Here is a 21,366-nt window from a genome sequence, read left to right as displayed (position 1 = left end):
ATCTCACTCTCATTTGCGGCAATGTGCCGATAAAAATTCTATCATTAAAACGATTTTCCGTTTTAATTCTTTGCGAGGAGCAATACAATCAATCATTCCCTTTTCTAAAAGGAATTCCGATCGTTGCGCTCCCGGCGGCAATTTGTGACCAATCGTCTGCTCAACAACGCGAGGGCCTGCAAAGCCAATTAAAGCTTTAGGCTCAGCGATAATAATATCACCTAAAAAGGCAAAAGAAGCGGTCACCCCTCCGGTTGTCGGATTCGTCAATACTGAAATATAAGGTAACCCCGCTTCGCTATGTTTTGCAAGTGCTGCCGATGTTTTCGCCATTTGCATCAACGATAATGTGGATTCTTGCATTCGAGCACCTCCCGATGCGGAAACAATAATCATTGGAAGTCGATGAGAGGTTGCATGTTCAATGATCAGCGTTAGCATCTCGCCTACGACAGATCCCATTGATCCGCCCATATAGCTAAAATCCATAATAGCAAGTGCCGTCTTGTGCCCTTCCATCTCACACACTCCGACAATCACCGCTTCTTTCCGCTTTGTCTTATCTTTTGCCCTTGCAATGCGCTCGATATATTTTTCGGAATCTTCAAAAGAGAGTGGGTCTTTCGCTTCTAAATGATCAAACATTTCGACAAATGTCTTCTCATCTGCAAGCAATTGAATGCGTTGTTGAAGTGTAATGCGGTAATGAAAGTTGCATTTGGGACAGCAATTGATGTTGTTTTTCAATTCACTTTTGTGAATTGTTTCCTCACATCCGCTGCATTTAATCCACCCGCTAAATCCGTCACTTTTTGCCGATTCGATTTTGATTTTAGGTTTTTGTCTTGAAAAAAGCCGCATGAGTCCCACTAGACTCTCCTTTTAATGTCATTTGAGGAGAGAGTATAGCACAAAAATCAATTCTACTCAATAGCAGCACGCGTAGTTAAAATTTTAATGAATGGTATAACCTCTTGTTTTCAAGTGCTTTCTGAGTGACAGGACCAATAGGAACAAATTTTTTTCCTAAGAAAGGCCCCCTATATATATTAAAAAAAATATTAACAATTGAAGGACTCGTAAAATAGACCTGATCATAGAGATCAAGAGAAGGGATTTCTACACCCGGTTTCGCTTGTGTTGTATATAAATCGATGACCTCTATAGAAGCACCTCTCTTAAGACATTCTTCGAAGAGGTTAGGACGTGCGAGCTGTGAGCGCGGATAGAGAATATGCGCTTTTTCAAGACGCTCTTCCCTCAATAAATCAATGAGTCCCTCCTGTGTATATTGTTGCGGGATTTTTGCTGAAATTCCACAAGTGCTTAAGGCATAAGCAGTTGAGGGGCCGATGGCAAACACTTGAGCCACAACTTCTTGTGGGTTTTCCTTTTGAAAAAAAATCTTTACGGCCTGCTTTGAAGTGATCACGAAATGGGTATAATGAGCCAATGGAAACCTCAGAGAAAAGGGCAAAGGCCAAATCTCAATTAAAGGGAGGTGATCGACATCATGCCCCTCTTTTAAATGAGACGGATCAAGTCCGAGATATAATACGCGCATCTATTGCCTCAAATAAGTCTCTCATCTCAAGATCTTCTTCTCGACAAACAATAGCGAGCTTCCCCTGATTAGCGGCTGTTTCTCCCGGAAGACTCATCCAATTCAAATGGAGAAGATCGAGGCGAATCAAAGCTGCTTTGGCAATCACCACGCCATCGATTGAGGTATCATCTAGGGCTTTCAACCTCGATTCAATCGTCCCGCGAATATCGCAGCAAACCAAATCAGGCCGCAAATGGCGGATCACCTCATCTCTTCGCTGAGATGATGTGGCTATCACTCCCCCCAAAGGAATGGTATCAAAGGCGGATCCCGGTTTCATAACGAGACAATCGGACGGATCCACTCCATGCGTAATCGCAGCAATACTGAGTCCTTTGCAAAGAGGACTTGGAAGATCTTTTGCCGAATGGATAGCAATGCGCGCCTCATTGTTTAAAAGAGCCTCGTCCATTTCTTTTGTAAAAAAATCAGTTTGTCCCAGATCGCGTAAAGAGGTCTTTAAATCGATATCGCCGTGAGATTGAATGCACTGAATAGCAAAGCAGATATTAGCATCGATCTTTTGAAGGAGGGCCAGTACTTCTCGAACTTGGACCTGTGACAATTTTGAGGCGCGGGCTATACAAGCAATCTCCATTGGGGCCCTCCTATCCGAGCAGTAAGTCAACAGCCTCTTCGACCATTTCAACACCTTTCAAATCAATCGAGTTTTGCAAAGATTTTGAAATCGAATGACAATTTTTTTTCGGTAAAATACATTGTTTGAATCCGAGATGGATCGCCTCTTTAATGCGACTCTCAATGCGGGGAATGGAGCGAACCTCTCCCCCCAGCCCCACCTCACCAATCACAATGGTATGTGATGAGATCGACTTGGTGCAAAATGATGAGGCAATCGACATTAAAATACCCAAATCAATGGCAGGCTCAATAATTTTCATCCCACCGGCAATCGATACATAGACATCGAGCGAATGGAAATGATACCCCATTTTCTTTTCTAAAACGGCAAGCAATAATCCCAATCTGTTTTGATCAATTCCATTGGAGCGGCGTGTTGAGGTGGCAAAATTAGCCGAGGCGACAAGCGCTTGGATTTCAACGAGAATAGCTCGAGATCCCTCAAGCGTCGGAACAATTGCAGAACCGGGAGATTCTCGGATTCTCTCACTTAAAAACACCTCTGAAGGATTGCTTACCTCAGAGAGGCCGATAGAGCGCATTTCAAAAATAGCGACTTCATCCGTAGGACCAAAACGATTTTTAATGGCGCGTAAAATGCGGAAACCATGCTGCCGATCCCCTTCAAAGTCAAGCACGGTATCGACAAGATGCTCTAAAACGCGAGGACCGGCGATTTCACCCGTTTTTGTCACATGACCAATCAAAAAAGTGGTAATCCCTCTTTTTTTAGCAATATGCATGCATTCCATTGCGATCTCTTTCACCTGCGTGAGAGATCCGGGGAGAGAAGGGATATCACTTTTGTAGACGATTTGAATTGAATCGACAATTAAAATGTCAGGGCGAATCAGTTCGATTTGATCTTTAATATGAGAAAAGACCGTTTCATTATAGAGATAAATATTAGGGTGGTTCACGCCGATGCGCTTTGCTCGAAGCGATGTTTGATAAACAGACTCCTCTCCGCAAATATATAAAACTTTTTTCCCCTGCTCTGCCAATTTCTGAGATAAGATCAGCATCATCGTTGATTTGCCTATGCCGGGCGCCCCCCCGATAAGAGATAAAGATCCCATCACAATGCCGCCGCCAAGCAGGCGATCCACTTCTTTCATCCCCGATGAGGTGCGCTCAGCATCTTCAAATGTCACCTGATCAATCCGAACAGGGACAGCGACCGGAGTGTCTTTGATATCAAAGCGTCCTTTTGATTTGGGATCGATGACCTTCTCTTCAACGAGAGTATCCCAATTCTGACACATGGGACAACTTCCCGACCATTTATATTGCTGATGGCCGCATTCATGACAGGCCCAAATTGCTTTAACTTTTGTTGCCATTTGATTCTAACCTTAAGCGTCATCCCCCCTTACTCATGGGGAAAGATTTTTAATTTTTTTAAGGGCTTCTTTAGCTGCTGCAAGTTGAGCCTCCTTCTTTGAGGCCCCTTCTCCCCGAGCAAGTTCTTCGGCCTGAAAATAGACGCCGATGATAAATACCTTATCATGTCCCGGCCCCTCTTCGCTAATCAAGTGATACTCGGGATGTTGCTTATAGAGCTTTTGCATATGATCTTGGAGCAATACTTTTGCATTCTCTTCCGGATGGTCAATGGCCTCTTGGATATCCTCACAAAAATGCTCAAGAAAAAAGGCCTTAGCCCGGTCAAACCCGCTATCGAGATAAATCGCGCCGATCACCGCCTCAAAAAAATCAGCCAAAATCGTTTGACGCCCTTTTCCTTGGTTGCGGCTCTCTCCTCTTCCCGTCATAATGAATTCCGCAATGCCCAACTTATCTATATATTTCACACAGGCCGGCGCCTCAATCAACTGTGATTTGAGATGGGAGAGCTTTCCCTCATCTTGGGTGGATAAAAGGCGATAGAGTTCGTCGCAAACAATGAGTCCCAAAACGGCATCTCCTAAAAATTCGATCCTTTCATTATGCTCAAAATCGATATCGCGATATTCATTCATAAAAGAAGAATGGATACAAGCCATGCGCAAAAGGGCAATATCCTTGAAGCGGTAATTCAGTTTCTCTTCAATAAGAGCTAAATTATTTTCAAATAATTCCAAGTCAAACATCAACAATATCCGGAAAATTCCCAATAGGGCTACCGATTTATATTGGGATAAGTTATTATTTTTGTCACGTGATTTACAGAAACAAGTTATGGCCCACATAAAAGATCATCTCCAAACAATTGAAACGAATTATATTTTTAGTTTTGTCAGTGAACAAAAACGCCTTTTTGATCCCAAGCAATTGATCGATCTTGGAATTGGTGATATTGCCTATCCTTTAAATGATTTCATCTCGAATGCCCTCCAAAAAGCAACTCAAGAGATGGCCGGCTCCTCAAAACTCTATGGATATGGCCCTGAATGTGGGTATCTCTTTTTAAAAGAAGCCATTTTGAGTCAATGCAGTGCCTATCACTCATTCACCCCTGATGAAGTCATTATTACTGATGGCATTGCAACACCCATCACCTTATTTCCCCTCTTGATGCACCCCTCCACTCGCTTCGCCATTCAATCCCCCTCTTATCCCGCTTATTTAGAAATCATGAAACTGCAAGGAACGGCCCCCTCTCATATTGAACTGCTTCCCGCGCAATATAAAGAGACGCTTTCTTTTCCCCTTCCGACATCCAAAGTCGATGTCATTTATCTCTGCTCTCCCCACAACCCAACAGGGATTGCGCTAACGCGTCAAGAATTGAAGCAATGGGTTGAATATGCAAAACAAAATGATGCCCTCATTTTGTATGACGGAGCTTATCAAGCCTTTATTACACGCGATGAGGTCCCCTCTTCAATTTATGAAATCGAGGGAGCGGATGAAGTGGCCCTTGAATTTTGCAGTTTTTCCAAATCAGCCGGCTTTACCGGATTGCGCTGCGGTTATTTTATTTGCCCCCAAAAAATCCATGTTAGAGCCAATGGCCATCTGACGTCTCTTCTGAAACTCGTGACTTATGCACGCATAGTGACATCGAACGGGGTCGCCTATCCGGTACAAAAAGCAGCGGAAATGGCCCTATCTTTTGAGGGAAAAAAACATATCGGACGCGATATTGCCAAATACCATGAAGCGACAGCAGTTTTAAAAGAAGGGCTCAATCAACTCGGCTTCACCTCATATGGAGGCATCGATTGCCCCTATATTTGGTGGAAAATCCCGACAGATCAGACATCCATCTCCTTTTTTGAGTTTCTGCTCAACCAACTTCATATTGTCGCCGTTCCGGGAAGCGGTTTTGGCAAGGACTCAGAAGGATATATGAGATTATCAGGCCTTACGACAATCGAAAAAGCAACCCAAGCTATCCAACGTCTTACAACTACCTACAGAGAAGTTTATGCGCATTAATGTCACTGAAAAAGAAATTCGGCAATTTAAAGAAGGGCATGGAATTGAATTCGACCACCCCTTTTCCGATCAAGAAATCACCACTTTATTGGATATTGGAAAAAAAGAGGCGCAATGGAAATCCTCTCGCAATCTTTTTCTCCGCTATCCCCAAGTACAAAAAATTTTTCTTAAGCGCTCTCTTCTATCTGTCTTTACCGCTCTAAACCATCAAAAATCATTTCGCATTGCTTTTGACCAACTCCTCTTTCCCGCGCCCGATGTAGCGCCCCTCCCCTCTTTATTTAAATCACCACACCCCTTCGGATCTCAGTTTTGTTTTCAATCTTTGCGCTGTGGGGCTATTCTTTGCCTTGAACCCATTGAGATTGAGGCAGAACTCCCCTTCACGCAATCCCCCCACTCTCTTTATTTTTTTCCTGTGGAAAAACTCATCTCATTTGAGCCACTCATCCGCGCACGGCAAGGACTCTATTTGCTCATAGGATACGGAAGCAATGATCTCATTTATCGGGAGGAACCGAATGACCCTTTTCAACATGAGCTCAAACGCAAAGGCCTTGCCTTTGGAGATAAGGTTCCCAATTCACTCTCTCCATTAGTCTTTGCATAATAAAGAACAGTTAAAGATTGAAAAAAAAACCATTGAGGTTCAGACTTGACTCATTAACTTTGTTGCTATCCAAAGATGAATACAAAAGAAGCTTATTACAAACACCTTCTCGATAAAAAGCTCAAGCAGAGTCGCTACAAGCAGCTCAAATGTATTTTGCCTCTTGACGATACGCATGCAAACCAAAATGAAAAGCCACTACTCAATTTCAATTCTTCCGATTTTTTAGGACTTGCGCAGCACCCTTTCGTCAAAAAAAACACGATTAAATATGTGCTCAAATGGGGCGCAGGCTCTTCTGCTTCCCGACTGATCACGAGTCATTTAGAAACACAATATCAACTAGAAAAACGCCTTGCCTGCATCCTCAATCGAGAATCGACATTTTTCCTTAATCCTCTACAAAATATCCATGAACTCATTTTGTCCCCTATTGCCGTAAAAGAGGCCGTCCTCTTTATCGATGAGGGAATTTTCTCTCAAATAAAAAAAGCGGCACACCGTACGTCTGCTAAAATACTTTTTTTTCACCACAATGATCACTTGCATTTGAAACAACTTCTTGAAGAGTATCCTGACCCCGATCTCCCGAAAGTGATTTTATCTGAATCGATCTTTCAAGCATTTGGCGATCTAGCTCCGATTAAAGAACTGGTCGATCTCTCTAAAAAACACCAAGCCCTTCTATATATTGACGACTCTTTGAGTTTTGCTGCAATGGGACACAGTGGATTTGGCCTTGCCGCTACAAAAAAAGGCATTGATATCGTGGTTTCTTCCTTTGGTCGATCTTGTGGAAGTTTCGGCTCTTTTGTCGTTAGCAGTGAAATGATGAAAGAATTCCTCCTTTCTTTTTCACCCGAACTCGCAGCCGATACGTTATTGCCTCCGGCAGCCCTCGGAGCCATCGAAGCCTCTCTTGACCTCATCCCCGATATGCACGAAGAGAGGATGCGCATCGCCTACCTCAGCAAAGAAATGCGCGAAGCTCTTCATGACGAGGGAATTGCAATCGGATCAACAACAACACACATTATTCCCGTTCATCTCAGAAATGATAATGAACTCTTCAGCCTTTCCCACTATTTTGTCGAAGAACAAATTCTCGCTCAAAACTTAAAATCAAATGGATTAACGACACATCCCACCATACGCCTCACAATCAACGCACTCCATACTAAAGAGCAAATCAAAGCCTTCTCAGAGCGCCTCAAACACTGGAAACGCCCTTTATCTTATGAAAAGGCGTTTCAATAGACCTCTATTCGGCATACCGCTGCATCAATGTAGAAAATAAAAAGCAAAGAAGAATAATCAACAGCGATACTCCAATTCCAACATCCGTCAAATAATACCCGACTTTAATATTGAGAATGGTCACCCCTGCATAGAAAAAATCGAGGATACCGCATGTTAATCCTCTAAAATTTGCATCAACAGAACTTAAAATAATATCATAGGCAAAAGGAAGGGCAAAAAAAACGACCGTTGAAAAAATCACCAAATGGGTAGGCACATCGATCGAAGTAAAGCCATAAATATATATACAAATCAACGGAATCGAAGCAATCAGCGTGCATAACCCATAATTAATGGTTAAAAGAGAAGCATGAGGTGTTTTTTTATAAAAAATCCCAAAAAGAGCACCAAAGGCACAGGCGACTGAGACTATCGAGAAAAAGAGGGGATTTCCCGTATATCTTACAGATAAGTTATTGATAAAGTAAAAGACAACTTGCGCCGAAATGAATGCTAAAAAGGTATAGGTATATTTTGTTTTCCACTCTTTATGAACAAAACGCTGAATGGGAAAGCTAATTTTGCGATGAGAGGCGCGATCTCTTCGATCAAAAAAGAAAAACCATGAGAAAATCAAACTAATCACTAATGCCCAAATCGATGATGCTATATTAAACATCGAAGAGAGTTGAACAAATTTATAGTATAGCCCTGCAGGTAAATTCAAAATCATAAAGGAAATGGCAATGATTTGAATTTTGGGGACATGGGGCAAATTATCAATAAGCCCCGCCTTCAAAAGGGAAAATGGGCTGAAAACAAGAGCGAATAAGACCAAAATCGGAACACTTGTCGGATTATAAAATAAAATAAATAAAAGCCCTAAAGCAATTGCTTGCGAATAGAGCAACACCTTGCGTCGACAAAAAATGTCTGATAAAAACCCAATAATTAAAAGCCCCACCGCTTGAAAAATATTGATCGCACTTGACATGGTTAAGGAGTTTTGATTCAAGGCATTGATCTGACAAGAAATATAAGAATAGGCACAAAGAGCGATGATTGCGGATGAAATCGAATAAATATTATTCTCTTTGAATGTCAGTGCCGTCGCTTTGACTTTAGATAGTGTCATGACTCAGCCCGCTTCTGTAAAATACTAGATAATAAAGTGAGTAGGGGAATAATGAGAATAACGAATAAAAACCCCAAATAGAACATATCTATTAATACAATCGCAATTAAAGAAGCAAAAATAAACATAAACTCAATTAAACCACACACCATGCCTCGATAATTCACGCTGCAGGCGTTCAAAATCACATCGTAAACAAAAGGGAGATAAAACCCGCTCATGCAACTAAAAAAGATGATTTGATAAGCCGGATCATAGCTGTCGCGTATAAAAGCGGCTTGGCAAAGAAGGGGCACAACAGAAAGAACAAACCCAATACCATAAGCCACCGTTAACAATGAGATATGAGGGGTTTTACGATATAAATAGGTCAAAAGAGAGGCGAGCATTGAACCAAATCCCAACACCGAATATAAGCGGGCATTATCGGGATACTTTTCTACTATTGTATCCGTTAAAAAAAATCCGATTTGAATGGGTAGAACGGCGAAAAGCGTCAAAAGCAATCGCTTACTTTGATGATGGTGCACAATTTGATTAAACCGCGGTAAATGTTTATCCTGCAACGCCGCATCTCTTCGATCTTCAAAGAATAAGATCGTAAACAAGAGATTGATGAGTAAAATCACAAATCCAAGCCAAGCCAGCCTGAGTATGTCCATTTTGCTAAACGTCATATATAAGGCCCAAGGGGCCATTTCAAGCACAAATGTTGCTGCAATGAGCTTAACCTTAGAAAAGCGGGGTAAATTATCAACTAAACCCGCACGAGCGACAGCCGGTGGATTGTAAAACAATCCCAGCAATGCAAGGGGCCAATAGGAATGAGGCGCAACCGTAATATGCAAAAACATGGCCACTAATCCTGCAAATTGCGTTAGAATAAGAAGGCGTCTCCGACAATGGTGATCGGATAAATATCCAATCCCAATATTTCCAAATGCCTGCATAATGACCCAAATAACAAAGATATGCAGAGAATGATGCAGCGTGAGATAGAAATAAACAGCTATCACCTGATAGACAAAAATGGAAATCAGCGGGGGAATTCCCGTAATGAGGCCCCGACTTCTCGTTATCGCAACCAATATCTTATCCTTTCAATCACTATATGATTTTACATACCATAAAGGGATCTTTCAGGAGTAAAAAAAAAATCTAAAACTTGATTCCGTAATTCATTGTGATCGTGGGATTGAACTCCCCTTTCGTATCATAGACCGGTTGAGAAAGCCCAATACCCCAAACGCGAGACAGATTTGATTTCATCGCTCTTTCAAAGAGCAAACTGATTTCAGCCATGGCCCGCTCTTTTTCTTCGCTTTTGAAATCAATGACTTTAGCTTCGGCGGACTGATATCCTCCACCAATATTGAGCAATGTCTTATCCCTATTGACCTCGATGGCATAAGAGTAATAGGCGCGGCCGGCAAACCCTTCAATAACCTCCATCGACTGCTCTTCATAGTCAAACCCAATGTGATCCATTAGCCCCTCCTTCTTTTTTTGATTTTCAACCGAAGTCGGTGCTTTTTTCAAATCCATCTCATGCTGCGAGCGGACGTGAAGATCATCATCGGAAGCAAAACTGAGTCCTATCCATATAAGAGCTGTGATGACAATCGATTTTTTTCGAAATACCATAAAATACCCCATTTTAGATCGAGGAGTGACATACAGGCATTAAATGATATGCAACAATAATTTTTTGAACCATAAAAAAAAGTAATAATTCCATTATTTTTCCCTCTTTAAAATAAATTGATCAGACGCTAAATACTCTTGAAAAAAGCGCATACAGTTGGCCGGGCAATGTCTTTTTTTGCGGCTTCTGCACATAAATATCATTCCCACCCATGGTGATCACTCCGGCATTGCTTCTTCCAATGCACCTTTGAATTCTTTTACCGATTCTGTATTTGTTGTCGTGATCTGAGTCTACCGGTTTTTCAGCTTCTACTCGAATATAAACTTCATAGGATGGCTCTAATATCGCATCAATTAACCATGCATCTAGTGTCGTATCGCATGTGCCTGCGCTTCCTTCCGATGACTCTGCCTCTTCTTTCGCGATGCAACCTCGATCATCGATCCGAATCTTTTTCTCGGAATGCGTCCCGGCCACAACAAATAAATGATATCTAAGATCAGAATCCATAGAGGCTTCTTTTTGAATTAACTCTTTAAGTTGAGCAAATTGCGTCTCAATCTCCATCTGAAGCGCATGTGCTCTTCCCTCACCCCGCTCTACTTTCCCTTCCTTAATCACATTGAATTCTACATCAAGCGGAAGCTGCTGACGGATCTCTTTCAGTTCAGGCAGACGGGTAAAATGAGCGCCGGCTAACGCATTAAGCTTTTCAATCGTATCAATCCGTTCACTCTCTGATCTTGAAGAAATAATGCGAAATGATCTGCCCCCCAAAAGAGTCGGATATGACTCGATCACGACCTCTTGCCTAACACATGTGAATACGTCGAAAAATTCATGAATGACTTGTGATTCAATTGTATTATGAGTGACGGCCCATGTCCATGTTCCCTGATTGCATAAATCGCGATACTCAGAGAGCAGTGCTGCGTCATCAAAATCAATCTTTTTCCCATCCAATCGATGCTGAGTTTCAGAATACTTAGCATCGCGCGTTAGATCGGTATAGACTCTCTCTACCTCCCTTTTTAACCCTTGATACTCCCGCTCTTCAAGACGCGCTAGACTATCCGAGCTACCGAATACCCAACCCTGAAAAAGAGTATAGAGATTGCGCATAGTATGATGCACCTGCATATAGCTATAATGAGAAGCACTATAAAAAAAGTTTGAAATTGTTGCCATCTGAATCACCAAATGAAAATTTAGGCATTATTATATGCGATTAAATCTTTAGAGGCTATCTATATCGCTCGTGATTCAAGAGTTGTTTACGCCCTAGTGACGGCAATCGCAACTGCAGCTGTTAAAAAGGCAACTAAGCCAACTTGGCGGGTGATAGCGCGCTCAGCTAGTCCTGTTTCATCTGATTCCGGTGCCTCGGAAACACCCCCTAGAGATATGGGTGAAGCATCATCAGATCGATCACTAAGAACATCTGAATCTCTTGGAGTATCAACGCCGGCAGCATCTAACCAAGCCATGCCGGATCTACGAGCCTCTGAAACATGAGAAGCCTCAGATGTTGGAGTCGAAGGGGCACTTTCTCTTTTCTTAGCGGCCCTATTCACTGCATCCATAAACGCTGCTCCAAATGCATCGAGAGAAAATTGAGGAGTTACCTTCGATTCAAGCTGAAGCGCATTAAGCCAATAACTCCAATGACCTGTCATAAACGTTGCCGTTTTTTCCACAGTAACGACGTCTCTCACTGAAATTGTTGCGTTTAATGTTTTAAGACAACCCAGTGCCTTTTTGTCTTCCATTGTCGCTTTGAGTAAATTTCTTACATAAGCTGCCGTTTTTCCGGCATCCACAGTGATTTCCAGTGTCTCTTTTGTCTCATCTAATCGAGTCAAATCAATCACGACATGGCGCTGTCTTACCCCTAATGTCTTAGAATCGGTCGCATCGTTGCAGAAGGCTTCAAGAGCTTTCATTGTCAACGGAGAGACAACTTTCCCTTCCCAATTGGCATAGTTTTGATTATAAAAATGAGCATCGTCAAGCGAACATTGATGCCAAAGCGCCGTACAGCGATCTTGAACGGCATCACATGCCTCAGAAAATCTCTCTTTAACCCCTGTTTCAAGCAGGCCATACAAACCAACAAAACCTAACATAGAAAACTCCCATAAAATAAAGACATTAGGCAATTATTTTAACACAAATTCAGGTAATTAACAATGAATCAAATATTCATTTACCATTCATGTCAACCTACACAGGAATAAGCGCTTAAATAGTTGGTTGTAAGCAACTTCCGTTAACATAAGTTATTTCGCGGTTTAAAAAAAACGGCTCGGAATTTTCTTCAGAATGTCCCCACAATTGGATAGCCCCCATCAGAGCGGGAAAAATACAGATAAGACCGCACGACATATGAAGAAAAACACCGGTCCATCCATTCGGGAGAGGAAACTCACTTTTATTTTTTCCGGATTCAATCGATTCTTTGCCATAACCACGTTTTTTCAAAGCATAATTAACCACGTCTTCAATCCATTCCTCACTTAAACCCCCTCGTTTTCCCCAATAATCCTTAAGGACTGCTTTCATCAATTCTCTGCTGAGAGAAGGTTTTCTCGAAACATCGTTGGCAGTAGCTTCTCGAATGATTCGAAACAAACCATGTTTTTTTAAAGCATCGATAGTGACGGCCTCTTCGCCTTTTTTATCCATTCTTCCGACTTGAACTTCTTTCCAGATTCCCATGATATTAGCAATTTCAATTTTAAAAGCCTCTGATACAATCTTATCTTTTTGACATGTTGCGATATCAACCGAACACGTCTTTCCAATTGGAAGCGAGAGCTCTTCCGGCCATTGATCTCGAAAGCCTTTTTTGACCGCATCGTTATCTTCATCACAAGAAAGACTGAAGCGGATCAATGGACTATCCTCTCCGGTTTGTCTGATCGAAATGCTTTTTTCTTCCTCTCCCGCCTTAGGCATGCAACGTGAAAAAATCACTTCTAAAGCAATCACTTCCTGAGGAGAAGAGACTCTATTGCCCCAAAAGCCTTTATTTTCTCTGAAGACACAAGCCTCTTCTACAGAAGATTGATACCAAAGTGCGGTCACTCTATCACTTAACGAGTTGATCATTGTTGAAAAGAACGCTGTGATCGATGTTTGAATCTGTGAATAAAAAGAAATTGCCATGCTCATTTGAAGCCCCTTTTTTAAAAAAAGAATTAGGATTATAAAAAGAGAACTTTAATTTTCAACTGATAATTTTACAACCTGATTTTTTACTACAAGCTTCAACTCATTTCGGCATATGAGGCCTGAATACAGGCGTTAACGGAAGCACCGGACAGATATGTCCCATGAAGGGAAATAGGATAGGATGCTAAAGCTCTTTTTAGCTCTTGCATTTTTTCAACATGGCCGGGCAAACAAGAAACAATCGCTTGATCATATCGATTGATTTGAATCAGATCCGGTGAGGTGTCAATATGGAGATACTTTTGCACTGCGTAGCGGCTGATTGTTTCCAGCTTTTCATCACTTAAACGAACGGAAGCATGATAAGGCCCTCCAATCATTACCGTTAAACGCAGTTCATCTTCAGATTTATTTTGCTGAGGAAAAATCGATGAATCAAAGACGATCCCGAGAAAAAATTCTTTCTCCTTTGTCGGTGCCAAGCATCCAAAACCCTTAAAAGGATTCTTTTGCCGATAATACCCTAAATTAACCGAGCAAAGTGACACTGTTTTAACATGCGAAAAATAGGTTTCAAAAGCCTTAGGCAAAATCTTTTTTGCTACTTGCGGCTCAACTGTCAAATAAACATGATCAAAGGCATGCCACTCATGGTTCACACAGAGGTGTGCTCTACCTTCTTCAAAACGAATCTCTGACACGAAACTTTCTTTCCGAATATCCAAAAGGCGGCTCTCCAACGCTTCGATCAACCTTTTAACTCCCCCCTTCAATGAAAAAAGTCCTCTTTCAGTGCTATCGCGTTTCTTTTTTTTAAATAAATTGGCAAGAAGAATGGAGCGGTGCTCTTTTTCCATCTCTTTTAAAAAAGGAAATGCCGATACAATAGATAGCTCTTCGATATCACCTGCATAGACCCCTTTAACGATGGGATCAATCCATTGCTGCGTTATCTGCACTCCAAAATGGCGATGGCAAAATGAAGCAATTGTTTCATCTTTTGGTCCGCGCTTAGCAAATAAATCTAAAAGAATCGCTCGAGTGAATCCCTTAGTTAGAGGCGATCGGATGATTTCTTTGAACAGTTGAGGCACTTTTTCTAAAGACCCGTCACAGCATAAATAACGGATCTCCGAAGAGGGATCTGAACGAATCACTTCGCCCTCAAGCTGAAGCTCTTTCAAAAGCTGAAGTAGTGATTGAGAACGGGAAAAAGGGAAAGTGCGCGGGCCTGCTTCAAAAAGAAAATCTTTATTCTCCTTTGTTTGCATCACTCCACCAAGCCGATCCGATTTTTCAAATAGCGTCACGCTCTGATGATTTTGCAACAGATAGGCAAGAGAGAGACCCGAAATCCCCCCACCAATGACTGCAACTGATTTTTTCATCCTGACCACAAAGATAATAATTCTTTTTTAGAATAGCTCCCGGGGTATATTGTAGTATACCGAATAAATGCCAATCGAAGGTTTAAAATATGGATACAATACGAAATAAATATGTCAGCTATTTTAAAGAACTTAGAGAAAATATTTTGAGTGCTTTTGAATCGCTGGAACCGACAGCGCGCTTCGAGAGAAAACCTTGGAATCACACGAGTGGCGGAAGCGGAGAAATAGGTCTTTTGAGAGGCGACGTGTTTGAAAAAGCCGGCGTCAACTTTTCAGCTGTTGAAGGAGCTCAATTTCCTGCACAAGATGCGGAAGGGCCTTTTTTTGCAACGGGAGTCAGTCTAGTCACACATATGTTAAGTCCCAAAATGCCAACCGTTCATATGAACGTACGGATGATTTCTACGCCGAATGAAACTTGGGTCGGCGGTGGGTACGATCTCACGCCGATGGGAATGGATGATGATGAAGATAAAGTGGCATTTCACCATGTTGCAAAAGAAGCTTTAGACTCAATAGACGTCTCTTTATATCCCCTCTTTTATCAAAATGCCAAAGAGTATTTCTATATCCCTCATCGCAAGCGCGAGCGCGGTGTGGGAGGCATCTTTTTTGATCACTTCCACTCAGATCATCCCGAAAAAGATTTTGAATTGATCCGCATTGTAGGCGATAGCTTTTTGGACGCCATTATGCCCATTTATCAAAAGAAAAAAGATTGTCCCTTTACGCCTGAAGATAAAGAAATGCAACTCAAATACCGCGCTCACTATGCCGAATTTAATTTGGTGTATGACCGCGGCACAAAATTTGGATTCAACTCGGGGGCTAATCCCGAAGCCATTTTAGTTTCAATGCCACCCCTTGCTAAGTGGTAGAGTGAACGGAGTCGATAAAGTGCCTCACATGCTCATAAGGCGTGTGGGGTAAAACTCCATGGCCTAAATTAATAATCGTTCCTTTCTTAGGGACATTTTTGAGCTCTGTTTGAACCTTATCAGCGATAGCCGCAGTCTCCATAAAGAGCAGCATCGGATCAAAATTGCCCTGCACTGCGATATGATCGGGAATTTGCATACGCAAATCCGCTAAAGAAGCATGCCAATCAAAACTAATCGCTGTGGGAGAGATTTGAGCAATCTCATGCCGATATAAACAGGTCCCCCGCGAAAAATAAATAAGGGGCGTTGGAGCAATGGCATCCATGATCTGCTTTGCATAGTCGAGGCTATAGATCTGATACTCCGCTTGAGAGAGCACCCCTGCCCACGAATCAAAAAGCTGCACGGCTCTTGCCCCGGCAGCAATTTGTAATTTGAGATATTCAATCGTTTGCCGCGTCAGTAGATCGAGGAGTTTTTTAAAACTTTTAGGTTCGCGATACATCATTTTACGCGTGGCCATGAGCTCATGGTGCTTCCCTCTTGCCTCTAGAGCATAGCTCGCAACCGTAAAAGGTCCCCCGGCAAATCCAATGAGCGGCACCCTGCTGACTCGGACTACCTGTCGAATCGCATCGAATACAAAGGATAGAACCTCTTCGACAGGCAGGGGCAAAAGGAAATCAATTTGATCACTGCCGATAATCTGTGGATCGGTAAAAGGGCCTCCTATTTCGGGATAGTGCACTTGGATTCCGATCGATTTGAGAATCACTAAAATATCCGAAAAAATAATTGAAGCATCGACATGAAGCTCTTCGATAGGGAGCAGCGTAATTTCAGCTGCTAGATCAGCATCATGAAAAAGCTCATATAAAGAGGCTTTCTTGCGAATATTTTGATAACTCGGCATATAACGCCCCGCTTGGCGCATAAGCCAAACGGGAAAACGAGACGTAGGGCGCCCTTGAAGCGCATCGATAAAAAGTGACATCAAAACCAATTATGGTGAAAGTAATCGAGCTAAAATGGCTTCCACTGTAAAGCCGACTTCTTGAGCAATGTCGCCCATCGGCGCTGAATAACCAAAGTGATCGATTCCAATGGCGATCCCGTCCGGACCAATCCATTCTTGCCATCCGTGGGTAATCCCCGCTTCGATACTCACGCGTCTGCCAAGATTCCCTCCAACGACCGATTCGATATAAGAGCGATCTTGTTTACAAAAGAGCTCCCAACAAGGCATTGAAACGACGCGCACGTGTTTGCCGCGTGTTTCGAGCTCTTTTGCGACATCAAGAGCAAGCGAGACTTCGGATCCCGTAGCCATCAAACAACAATCGCATTGCCCCTTTTCTTTTTTTAAGATGTAGGCGCCCTTAGCCACTTTTCCTGCAAAATCATCTTCCGTTTCCGCAAGATTCGGCAGCTTTTGACGCGTTAAAATAATCGCGGTAGGGCCGGCATACTTGAGAGCCGCAAGCCACGCGCCTTTCACCTCCCACGCATCTGCAGGTCGGATCACATGCAAATTCGGGATGGTCCTAAGCGACATATAGTGTTCGATCGGTTGGTGTGTCGGACCATCTTCCCCCAAGAAAACCGAGTCATGCGTGAACTGATAAATGACATGATAATGGGACAAAGAGGCGAGGCGAATCGCATTGCGCATGTAGTCGGAAAAAGTTAAAAAGGTACCGACATAGGGTAAAATCATTCCGGTCTGGTAAAGACCCGCAGCTATGCCCGCCATTCCAAACTCGCGAATGCCATACTTCATATTGCGCCCTTTGAAACTGCCCTTTTCGACAATCGGAAAGGCTTTCATCATTGTGCAATCCGACCCGGACAAATCGGCAGACCCCCCATAGAGTTGAGGGAGATGCTCTGCAATGCTATTGATCACGTCTTGCGATGCCGAGCGCCCTGCAATGGGTCCTTTGATTTCGAGATCTTTCAAAATGTTTTCGAGATGCGCCGGAAGCTCTTTGCTCTTCATCTGCTCAAAGCGCTTTGCCAAATCGGGATTTTCCTTAGCCCACTCACTAAACAGCCGGTTCCATTTTTCTTCTTTCAGAGCATCTTTTTTGAGTTTTGCTTCGAAAAAGGTTTTTACTGAGCCGGGCACATAAAAATCTTCTTCCGGAAGGCCGAGATTTTTCTTTGTTAATTCAAGCTCTTCCTTACCGAGTGGAGAGCCGTGTACGTTGTGCGTCCCTTGTTTATTCGGTGATCCCTTGCCAATAATGGTATGCGCGATCACCAGTACGGGCTTTTTCTGGTCTGTGCTCGCCTTTGTGATGGTTTTTGCGAAATCTTCCATGTCATTGCCATCGCACTCATAAACATCAAAACCATACGCCTTAAAGCGCATTGCCGTATCTTCAGATCCCGAATCGGAAAGAGGCCCGTCCAAAGTCACTTTATTAGAGTCAAAAATAAGAATGAAGTTGTCGAGGCCCACATGCCCTGCAAAACCACAAGCCTCATGAGAAATCCCCTCCATTAAACAGCCGTCGCCCGCCAAGCAATACACCTTATTGCTCACAATTTCATGACGGCTTGTATTCAATTGCGCAGCGAGAAGCTTATAACCAAGCGCTTGGCCTACAGCGTTGGCGATTCCCTGACCCAAAGGCCCCGTTGTCGATTCAACGCCATCGGTTTCATGGTATTCGGGATGGCCCGGAGTTTTTGAGTGGAGCTGTCGAAAATGTTTCAAATCCTCTATAGAAACATTAAATCCGGCAAGATGAAGACATGAATAGAGAAACATGGAACCATGCCCTGCGGACAGAACAAAACGATCGCGATTAAACCAGCCCGAGTTTTTGGGGTTATGATTGAGATGCTTTCCATAAAGATAAGCTCCCATATCAGCACACCCTAAAGGAAGCCCCGGATGACCTGAATTAGCTTTCTGGACCCCTTCTATAGAAAGAGCTCGAATTGTAGCGGCAACTTTTGAGAATATTTTTTTCTCGTCTTCATCCATGTTTTTTCCCCAAATCTTTTTTTATATACCATTTGTAACTCTGATCCCTAAATGAATCAAGCAAACTTTCAAAAAAATTGGAGAGACTGTCGGAAAATAGATGTTTTGTCCAATCGAATCAAATTATTCGATAAGTTTGGGGAAATTGCGTATTTTCGAAGATCAATGGTCTCTTAAATCAATCTCGTAACTCACCTTACATAAAAAAATATATACTATGCTATACTCTCGACTTTACAACTTTTTAGACCCGCTTGGGCCTCGTCCAGTTGCTCTCCGATGGTCGAACTAGGAGCTCATGAAAATAAGCATTTTTGGCATTATTATGATGTTCTGCCTTCCAAATTTTTACGGTCAAAAAATCTCAGCTACGCCTATCCATAAAACTGTTCAGCAAACCTTGAGAAACACCTTTTCTGCCATTCTTTCAGGAGATAGAGAGCCAAAATACACCGCTCAGTATCCGGATACGCCACAAAATCGCATATTTCTTATCACAGAAATCTGTCGACTCTATAGTGCATTCTTCTCGGATGAAATGCACAGCGAAAATATGTATGACATCCTACAACAGCAAGGAATGTGGATTCAAAAACGACATTCTTTCGATCCCATCCCGACATTTACACAAACACTACTTTTTGCCGACGCCCTAGAGAATATCCTCAAGCGAATCATTGCAGAACCGGATGGCAAGAAAATTTTGGTACATCTTGGCTATGATTATGGACCAAATTCAGTTCCACTTGAATTCGCTTTCAAAGAGGCAGGACTAAATAATGATTTCTACTATCTCCTCCCCTATAAAAGTCACACTCATATTCGCATTGACCAAGGAGTCATCAGCCTGAATTTGAACCTCGCAGGGCCGCCATTTTAAAAAAAATTACTTACCTTTTTGAGCCTGCTTAGCCTCGATCTTTGCACATCATACGCTCGACCTACGGTCGAACTAGAGAACAAATATCTCGAGGCTATCAAGTCCACAATAAGCTACAAAGTCAAGCTTTTAGCAAATCACGAAACATGCTAAACTTCACTACATGACTCTACCCAATCCGCCGGCAGGCATTCAGCATTTCCCAAACCTTATCCAAGGTGGTTATACTTATATAGATAAGACTCGCTATTTGTATGACCTAATTAAAGAAAAGCCCGGCTGTTTTTTGGCTCGTCCACGCAGATTTGGTAAATCGCTGCTCGTCTCCGCCCTTGAGTCTTTATTTAAAGGGGAAAGAGAACTTTTCAAAGGACTTTGGATAGATTCCTCTGATTATGACTGGCATCCCCATCCAATCATTCGATTGGATTTTACACTCATAACTTCTGATGATCCGGCATCGCTTGAAAAATCATTAAAAGAATCGCTAATAGCATCTGCAGCAAGTTACGATATAGACGGAATAGAAAAAGATCGGTTGAAAGAGACTTTCAATGCCTTTGTGGAAGAATTATACAAACGTCTAGGACCAATTGTTATTCTCGTTGATGAATATGATGAACCCATTGTTCGCTATATCAATGAACCTACAAAAGCAGAAGCAAATCGCGATTTTTTAAATCGATTTTACGCTAACATAAAAGCACAAGAACGATATTTGCGCTTTATATTCGTAACAGGAGTAAGCCAATTTGCAAAGGTATCTCTCTTTTCCGGACTGAACAATTTAAATCAACTCTCATTTCGAGAAGATTATGCAGATTTACTTGGACTTACAGAACGAGAAATTCGCCACTACTTTACTCCTAACGTTAAACATTGGGCACACAAAAGAAACGAAACGGAAGAAGAGCTTTTTGCCTCACTTAAAGCATGGTATAACGGATATTCGTTTACTAAGTTTTCAACCCCACCCAAAGTGTATAATCCCATATCCCTTCTGAATTTTCTTAAAACAGGTGAGTTCAAAAATTACTGGTTTCAGACTGCTACCCCTTCAATGGTCATTAAAGCCGCTGAAACACACAACTTTTCCCTTCTCAACTTAGAAGACGATATAAAAGCAGGAGAAGAGTTAGAGTTAACCCACGACATTTGTTCTATGGATGTACACACTCTGCTGTATCAAACAGGTTATCTGACAATTCGTAAGTTCGATGACAAAACACAAATCTACTTACTCAACTTCCCTAATGAAGAAGTCCGAAGATCATTCCTTAACTACATCCTCCCTCTTTTCTCAAAAAAATCGACCTCTGAAATTCAGGATTTATATTATCAATTAGCCGGTCACCTAGAACATCACAACTTCCAAAAGTTTTTCGATGTCTTCAATATTTTCCTCGACTCTATTCCCTACAACATCCACAAAAACGTTGAAGCATATTATCACTCCCTTCTCTACCTATTTCTGAAAACCCTTGGATTTAAAGTGGGTGCAGAAATACCCACCGGCCACGGTCGCATGGATTTACTCCTAAAGACTAAAACTGACATTTTTGTCTTTGAATTTAAAATTGATAAAACAGCGCAGGAAGCCCTCGACCAAATCCTCTCGCGTGCCTATCACACTCAATTCAAACTCGATAAACGACCGATCACTTTTATCGGTGCCAACTTTGATTCCAAATCACGTAAGCTGAACGACTGGACCAGTAAAATTTGGCTTTATACCGGGGGTGATTAAAAAATTCCCTCCATAAATAGGGTAGATTTTT

20 protein-coding genes are annotated in these 21,366 nt (G+C 42.2%); 6 read left to right on the top strand and 14 right to left on the bottom strand.

The window, feature by feature from the left end:
- Positions 1-9: 9 nt before the first annotated feature.
- The 5 genes from accD to rnc all read right to left on the bottom strand — a co-directional run bounded on the left by accD (position 10) and on the right by rnc (position 4,341).
- Positions 10-861, bottom strand: coding sequence for an acetyl-CoA carboxylase, carboxyltransferase subunit beta (accD, locus tag K9M07_04515; protein MCF7852488.1), 852 nt, complete (start codon positions 859-861; stop codon positions 10-12).
- Between the two features lie 85 nt (positions 862-946).
- Positions 947-1,564 (bottom strand): uroporphyrinogen-III synthase, encoded by a 618-nt coding sequence (locus K9M07_04510; protein ID MCF7852487.1) that lies wholly within the window; start codon positions 1,562-1,564, stop codon positions 947-949.
- Complete coding sequence (hemC, locus tag K9M07_04505; protein ID MCF7852486.1) at positions 1,539-2,204, bottom strand: hydroxymethylbilane synthase; 666 nt, start codon at positions 2,202-2,204, stop codon at positions 1,539-1,541. The genes K9M07_04510 and hemC overlap by 26 nt, the downstream gene beginning before the upstream one ends.
- A 10-nt stretch (positions 2,205-2,214) precedes the next feature.
- A complete protein-coding gene (gene radA / locus K9M07_04500; protein MCF7852485.1) occupies positions 2,215-3,591 on the bottom strand; it encodes a DNA repair protein RadA in 1,377 nt (458 codons plus the stop codon).
- Positions 3,592-3,624: 33 nt separating this feature from the next.
- Entirely contained in the window at positions 3,625-4,341 is a 717-nt protein-coding gene (rnc, locus tag K9M07_04495; GenBank protein MCF7852484.1) for a ribonuclease III, read from the bottom strand.
- 88 nt (positions 4,342-4,429) lie between these two features.
- Between rnc and K9M07_04490 the strand changes: the two genes are divergently transcribed.
- From K9M07_04490 to K9M07_04480, 3 genes are all read left to right on the top strand, one after another.
- Positions 4,430-5,632 carry an LL-diaminopimelate aminotransferase gene (locus tag K9M07_04490; protein ID MCF7852483.1) on the top strand — a complete coding sequence of 401 codons (1,203 nt, stop codon included), beginning with the start codon at positions 4,430-4,432 and terminating at the stop codon, positions 5,630-5,632.
- On the top strand, positions 5,622-6,245 hold the full coding sequence (locus K9M07_04485) for a hypothetical protein (GenBank protein ID MCF7852482.1): 624 nt from the start codon (positions 5,622-5,624) through the stop codon (positions 6,243-6,245). Before K9M07_04490 ends, K9M07_04485 begins: the two co-directional genes overlap by 11 nt.
- Positions 6,246-6,320: 75 nt before the next feature.
- The gene (locus K9M07_04480; protein MCF7852481.1) at positions 6,321-7,502 is read left to right on the top strand and encodes an aminotransferase class I/II-fold pyridoxal phosphate-dependent enzyme; all 1,182 of its coding nucleotides are present in this window, start codon (positions 6,321-6,323) and stop codon (positions 7,500-7,502) included.
- A 4-nt stretch (positions 7,503-7,506) separates the two neighbouring features.
- Here K9M07_04480 and K9M07_04475 read toward each other — a convergent pair whose 3' ends face one another.
- From K9M07_04475 to hemG, 7 genes are all read right to left on the bottom strand, one after another.
- Entirely contained in the window at positions 7,507-8,619 is a 1,113-nt protein-coding gene (locus K9M07_04475) for a hypothetical protein (protein ID MCF7852480.1), read from the bottom strand.
- Positions 8,616-9,707 (bottom strand): hypothetical protein, encoded by a 1,092-nt coding sequence (locus K9M07_04470; protein MCF7852479.1) that lies wholly within the window; start codon positions 9,705-9,707, stop codon positions 8,616-8,618. Before K9M07_04470 ends, K9M07_04475 begins: the two co-directional genes overlap by 4 nt.
- A gap of 70 nt (positions 9,708-9,777) precedes the next feature.
- Positions 9,778-10,263, bottom strand: coding sequence for a hypothetical protein (locus K9M07_04465; protein ID MCF7852478.1), 486 nt, complete (start codon positions 10,261-10,263; stop codon positions 9,778-9,780).
- Between the two features lie 121 nt (positions 10,264-10,384).
- On the bottom strand, positions 10,385-11,455 hold the full coding sequence (locus K9M07_04460) for a hypothetical protein (protein MCF7852477.1): 1,071 nt from the start codon (positions 11,453-11,455) through the stop codon (positions 10,385-10,387).
- 86 nt (positions 11,456-11,541) lie between these two features.
- Entirely contained in the window at positions 11,542-12,393 is an 852-nt protein-coding gene (locus tag K9M07_04455) for a hypothetical protein (protein MCF7852476.1), read from the bottom strand.
- A 115-nt stretch (positions 12,394-12,508) separates the two neighbouring features.
- Complete coding sequence (locus K9M07_04450) at positions 12,509-13,435, bottom strand: hypothetical protein (GenBank protein ID MCF7852475.1); 927 nt, start codon at positions 13,433-13,435, stop codon at positions 12,509-12,511.
- A 101-nt stretch (positions 13,436-13,536) separates the two neighbouring features.
- A complete protein-coding gene (gene hemG / locus K9M07_04445; protein ID MCF7852474.1) occupies positions 13,537-14,829 on the bottom strand; it encodes a protoporphyrinogen oxidase in 1,293 nt (430 codons plus the stop codon).
- Positions 14,830-14,918: 89 nt separating this feature from the next.
- Here hemG and hemF point away from each other — a divergent pair, with 89 nt between their 5' ends.
- Positions 14,919-15,710, top strand: coding sequence for an oxygen-dependent coproporphyrinogen oxidase (gene hemF / locus K9M07_04440; GenBank protein MCF7852473.1), 792 nt, complete (start codon positions 14,919-14,921; stop codon positions 15,708-15,710).
- Here hemF and hemE read toward each other — a convergent pair.
- Complete coding sequence (gene hemE / locus K9M07_04435; protein MCF7852472.1) at positions 15,700-16,707, bottom strand: uroporphyrinogen decarboxylase; 1,008 nt, start codon at positions 16,705-16,707, stop codon at positions 15,700-15,702. The genes hemF and hemE overlap by 11 nt on opposite strands.
- A 9-nt stretch (positions 16,708-16,716) precedes the next feature.
- A complete protein-coding gene (gene tkt, locus K9M07_04430; protein MCF7852471.1) occupies positions 16,717-18,708 on the bottom strand; it encodes a transketolase in 1,992 nt (663 codons plus the stop codon).
- Between the two features lie 298 nt (positions 18,709-19,006).
- On the opposite strand from tkt, the gene K9M07_04425 reads away from it, so the two are divergent.
- Together K9M07_04425 and K9M07_04420 are read left to right on the top strand one after the other, a co-directional pair.
- On the top strand, positions 19,007-19,588 hold the full coding sequence (locus K9M07_04425) for a hypothetical protein (GenBank protein ID MCF7852470.1): 582 nt from the start codon (positions 19,007-19,009) through the stop codon (positions 19,586-19,588).
- 163 nt (positions 19,589-19,751) lie between these two features.
- A complete protein-coding gene (locus tag K9M07_04420) occupies positions 19,752-21,335 on the top strand; it encodes an ATP-binding protein (GenBank protein ID MCF7852469.1) in 1,584 nt (527 codons plus the stop codon).
- Positions 21,336-21,366 lie beyond the last annotated feature (31 nt).

This window comes from Simkaniaceae bacterium, from assembly GCA_021734805.1.
GTDB lineage: Bacteria > Chlamydiota > Chlamydiia > Chlamydiales > JACRBE01 > Amphritriteisimkania.
The sequence above is the reverse complement of the archived record's forward strand: the minus strand, read 5'-3'. Positions and strand labels throughout refer to the sequence as shown.

Coding starts and splice junctions, on each gene's coding strand:
- accD (MCF7852488.1), bottom strand. CDS start 861: ATGCGGCTTTTTTCAAGACAAAAACCTAAAATCAAAATCGAATCGGCA.
- K9M07_04510 (MCF7852487.1), bottom strand. CDS start 1,564: ATGCGCGTATTATATCTCGGACTTGATCCGTCTCATTTAAAAGAGGGG.
- hemC (MCF7852486.1), bottom strand. CDS start 2,204: ATGGAGATTGCTTGTATAGCCCGCGCCTCAAAATTGTCACAGGTCCAA.
- radA (MCF7852485.1), bottom strand. CDS start 3,591: ATGGCAACAAAAGTTAAAGCAATTTGGGCCTGTCATGAATGCGGCCAT.
- rnc (MCF7852484.1), bottom strand. CDS start 4,341: ATGTTTGACTTGGAATTATTTGAAAATAATTTAGCTCTTATTGAAGAG.
- K9M07_04490 (MCF7852483.1), top strand. CDS start 4,430: ATGGCCCACATAAAAGATCATCTCCAAACAATTGAAACGAATTATATT.
- K9M07_04485 (MCF7852482.1), top strand. CDS start 5,622: ATGCGCATTAATGTCACTGAAAAAGAAATTCGGCAATTTAAAGAAGGG.
- K9M07_04480 (MCF7852481.1), top strand. CDS start 6,321: ATGAATACAAAAGAAGCTTATTACAAACACCTTCTCGATAAAAAGCTC.
- K9M07_04475 (MCF7852480.1), bottom strand. CDS start 8,619: ATGACACTATCTAAAGTCAAAGCGACGGCACTGACATTCAAAGAGAAT.
- K9M07_04465 (MCF7852478.1), bottom strand. CDS start 10,263: ATGGTATTTCGAAAAAAATCGATTGTCATCACAGCTCTTATATGGATA.
- K9M07_04460 (MCF7852477.1), bottom strand. CDS start 11,455: ATGGCAACAATTTCAAACTTTTTTTATAGTGCTTCTCATTATAGCTAT.
- K9M07_04455 (MCF7852476.1), bottom strand. CDS start 12,393: ATGTTAGGTTTTGTTGGTTTGTATGGCCTGCTTGAAACAGGGGTTAAA.
- K9M07_04450 (MCF7852475.1), bottom strand. CDS start 13,435: ATGGCAATTTCTTTTTATTCACAGATTCAAACATCGATCACAGCGTTC.
- hemG (MCF7852474.1), bottom strand. CDS start 14,829: ATGAAAAAATCAGTTGCAGTCATTGGTGGGGGGATTTCGGGTCTCTCT.
- hemF (MCF7852473.1), top strand. CDS start 14,919: ATGGATACAATACGAAATAAATATGTCAGCTATTTTAAAGAACTTAGA.
- hemE (MCF7852472.1), bottom strand. CDS start 16,707: ATGTCACTTTTTATCGATGCGCTTCAAGGGCGCCCTACGTCTCGTTTT.
- tkt (MCF7852471.1), bottom strand. CDS start 18,708: ATGGATGAAGACGAGAAAAAAATATTCTCAAAAGTTGCCGCTACAATT.
- K9M07_04425 (MCF7852470.1), top strand. CDS start 19,007: ATGAAAATAAGCATTTTTGGCATTATTATGATGTTCTGCCTTCCAAAT.
- K9M07_04420 (MCF7852469.1), top strand. CDS start 19,752: ATGACTCTACCCAATCCGCCGGCAGGCATTCAGCATTTCCCAAACCTT.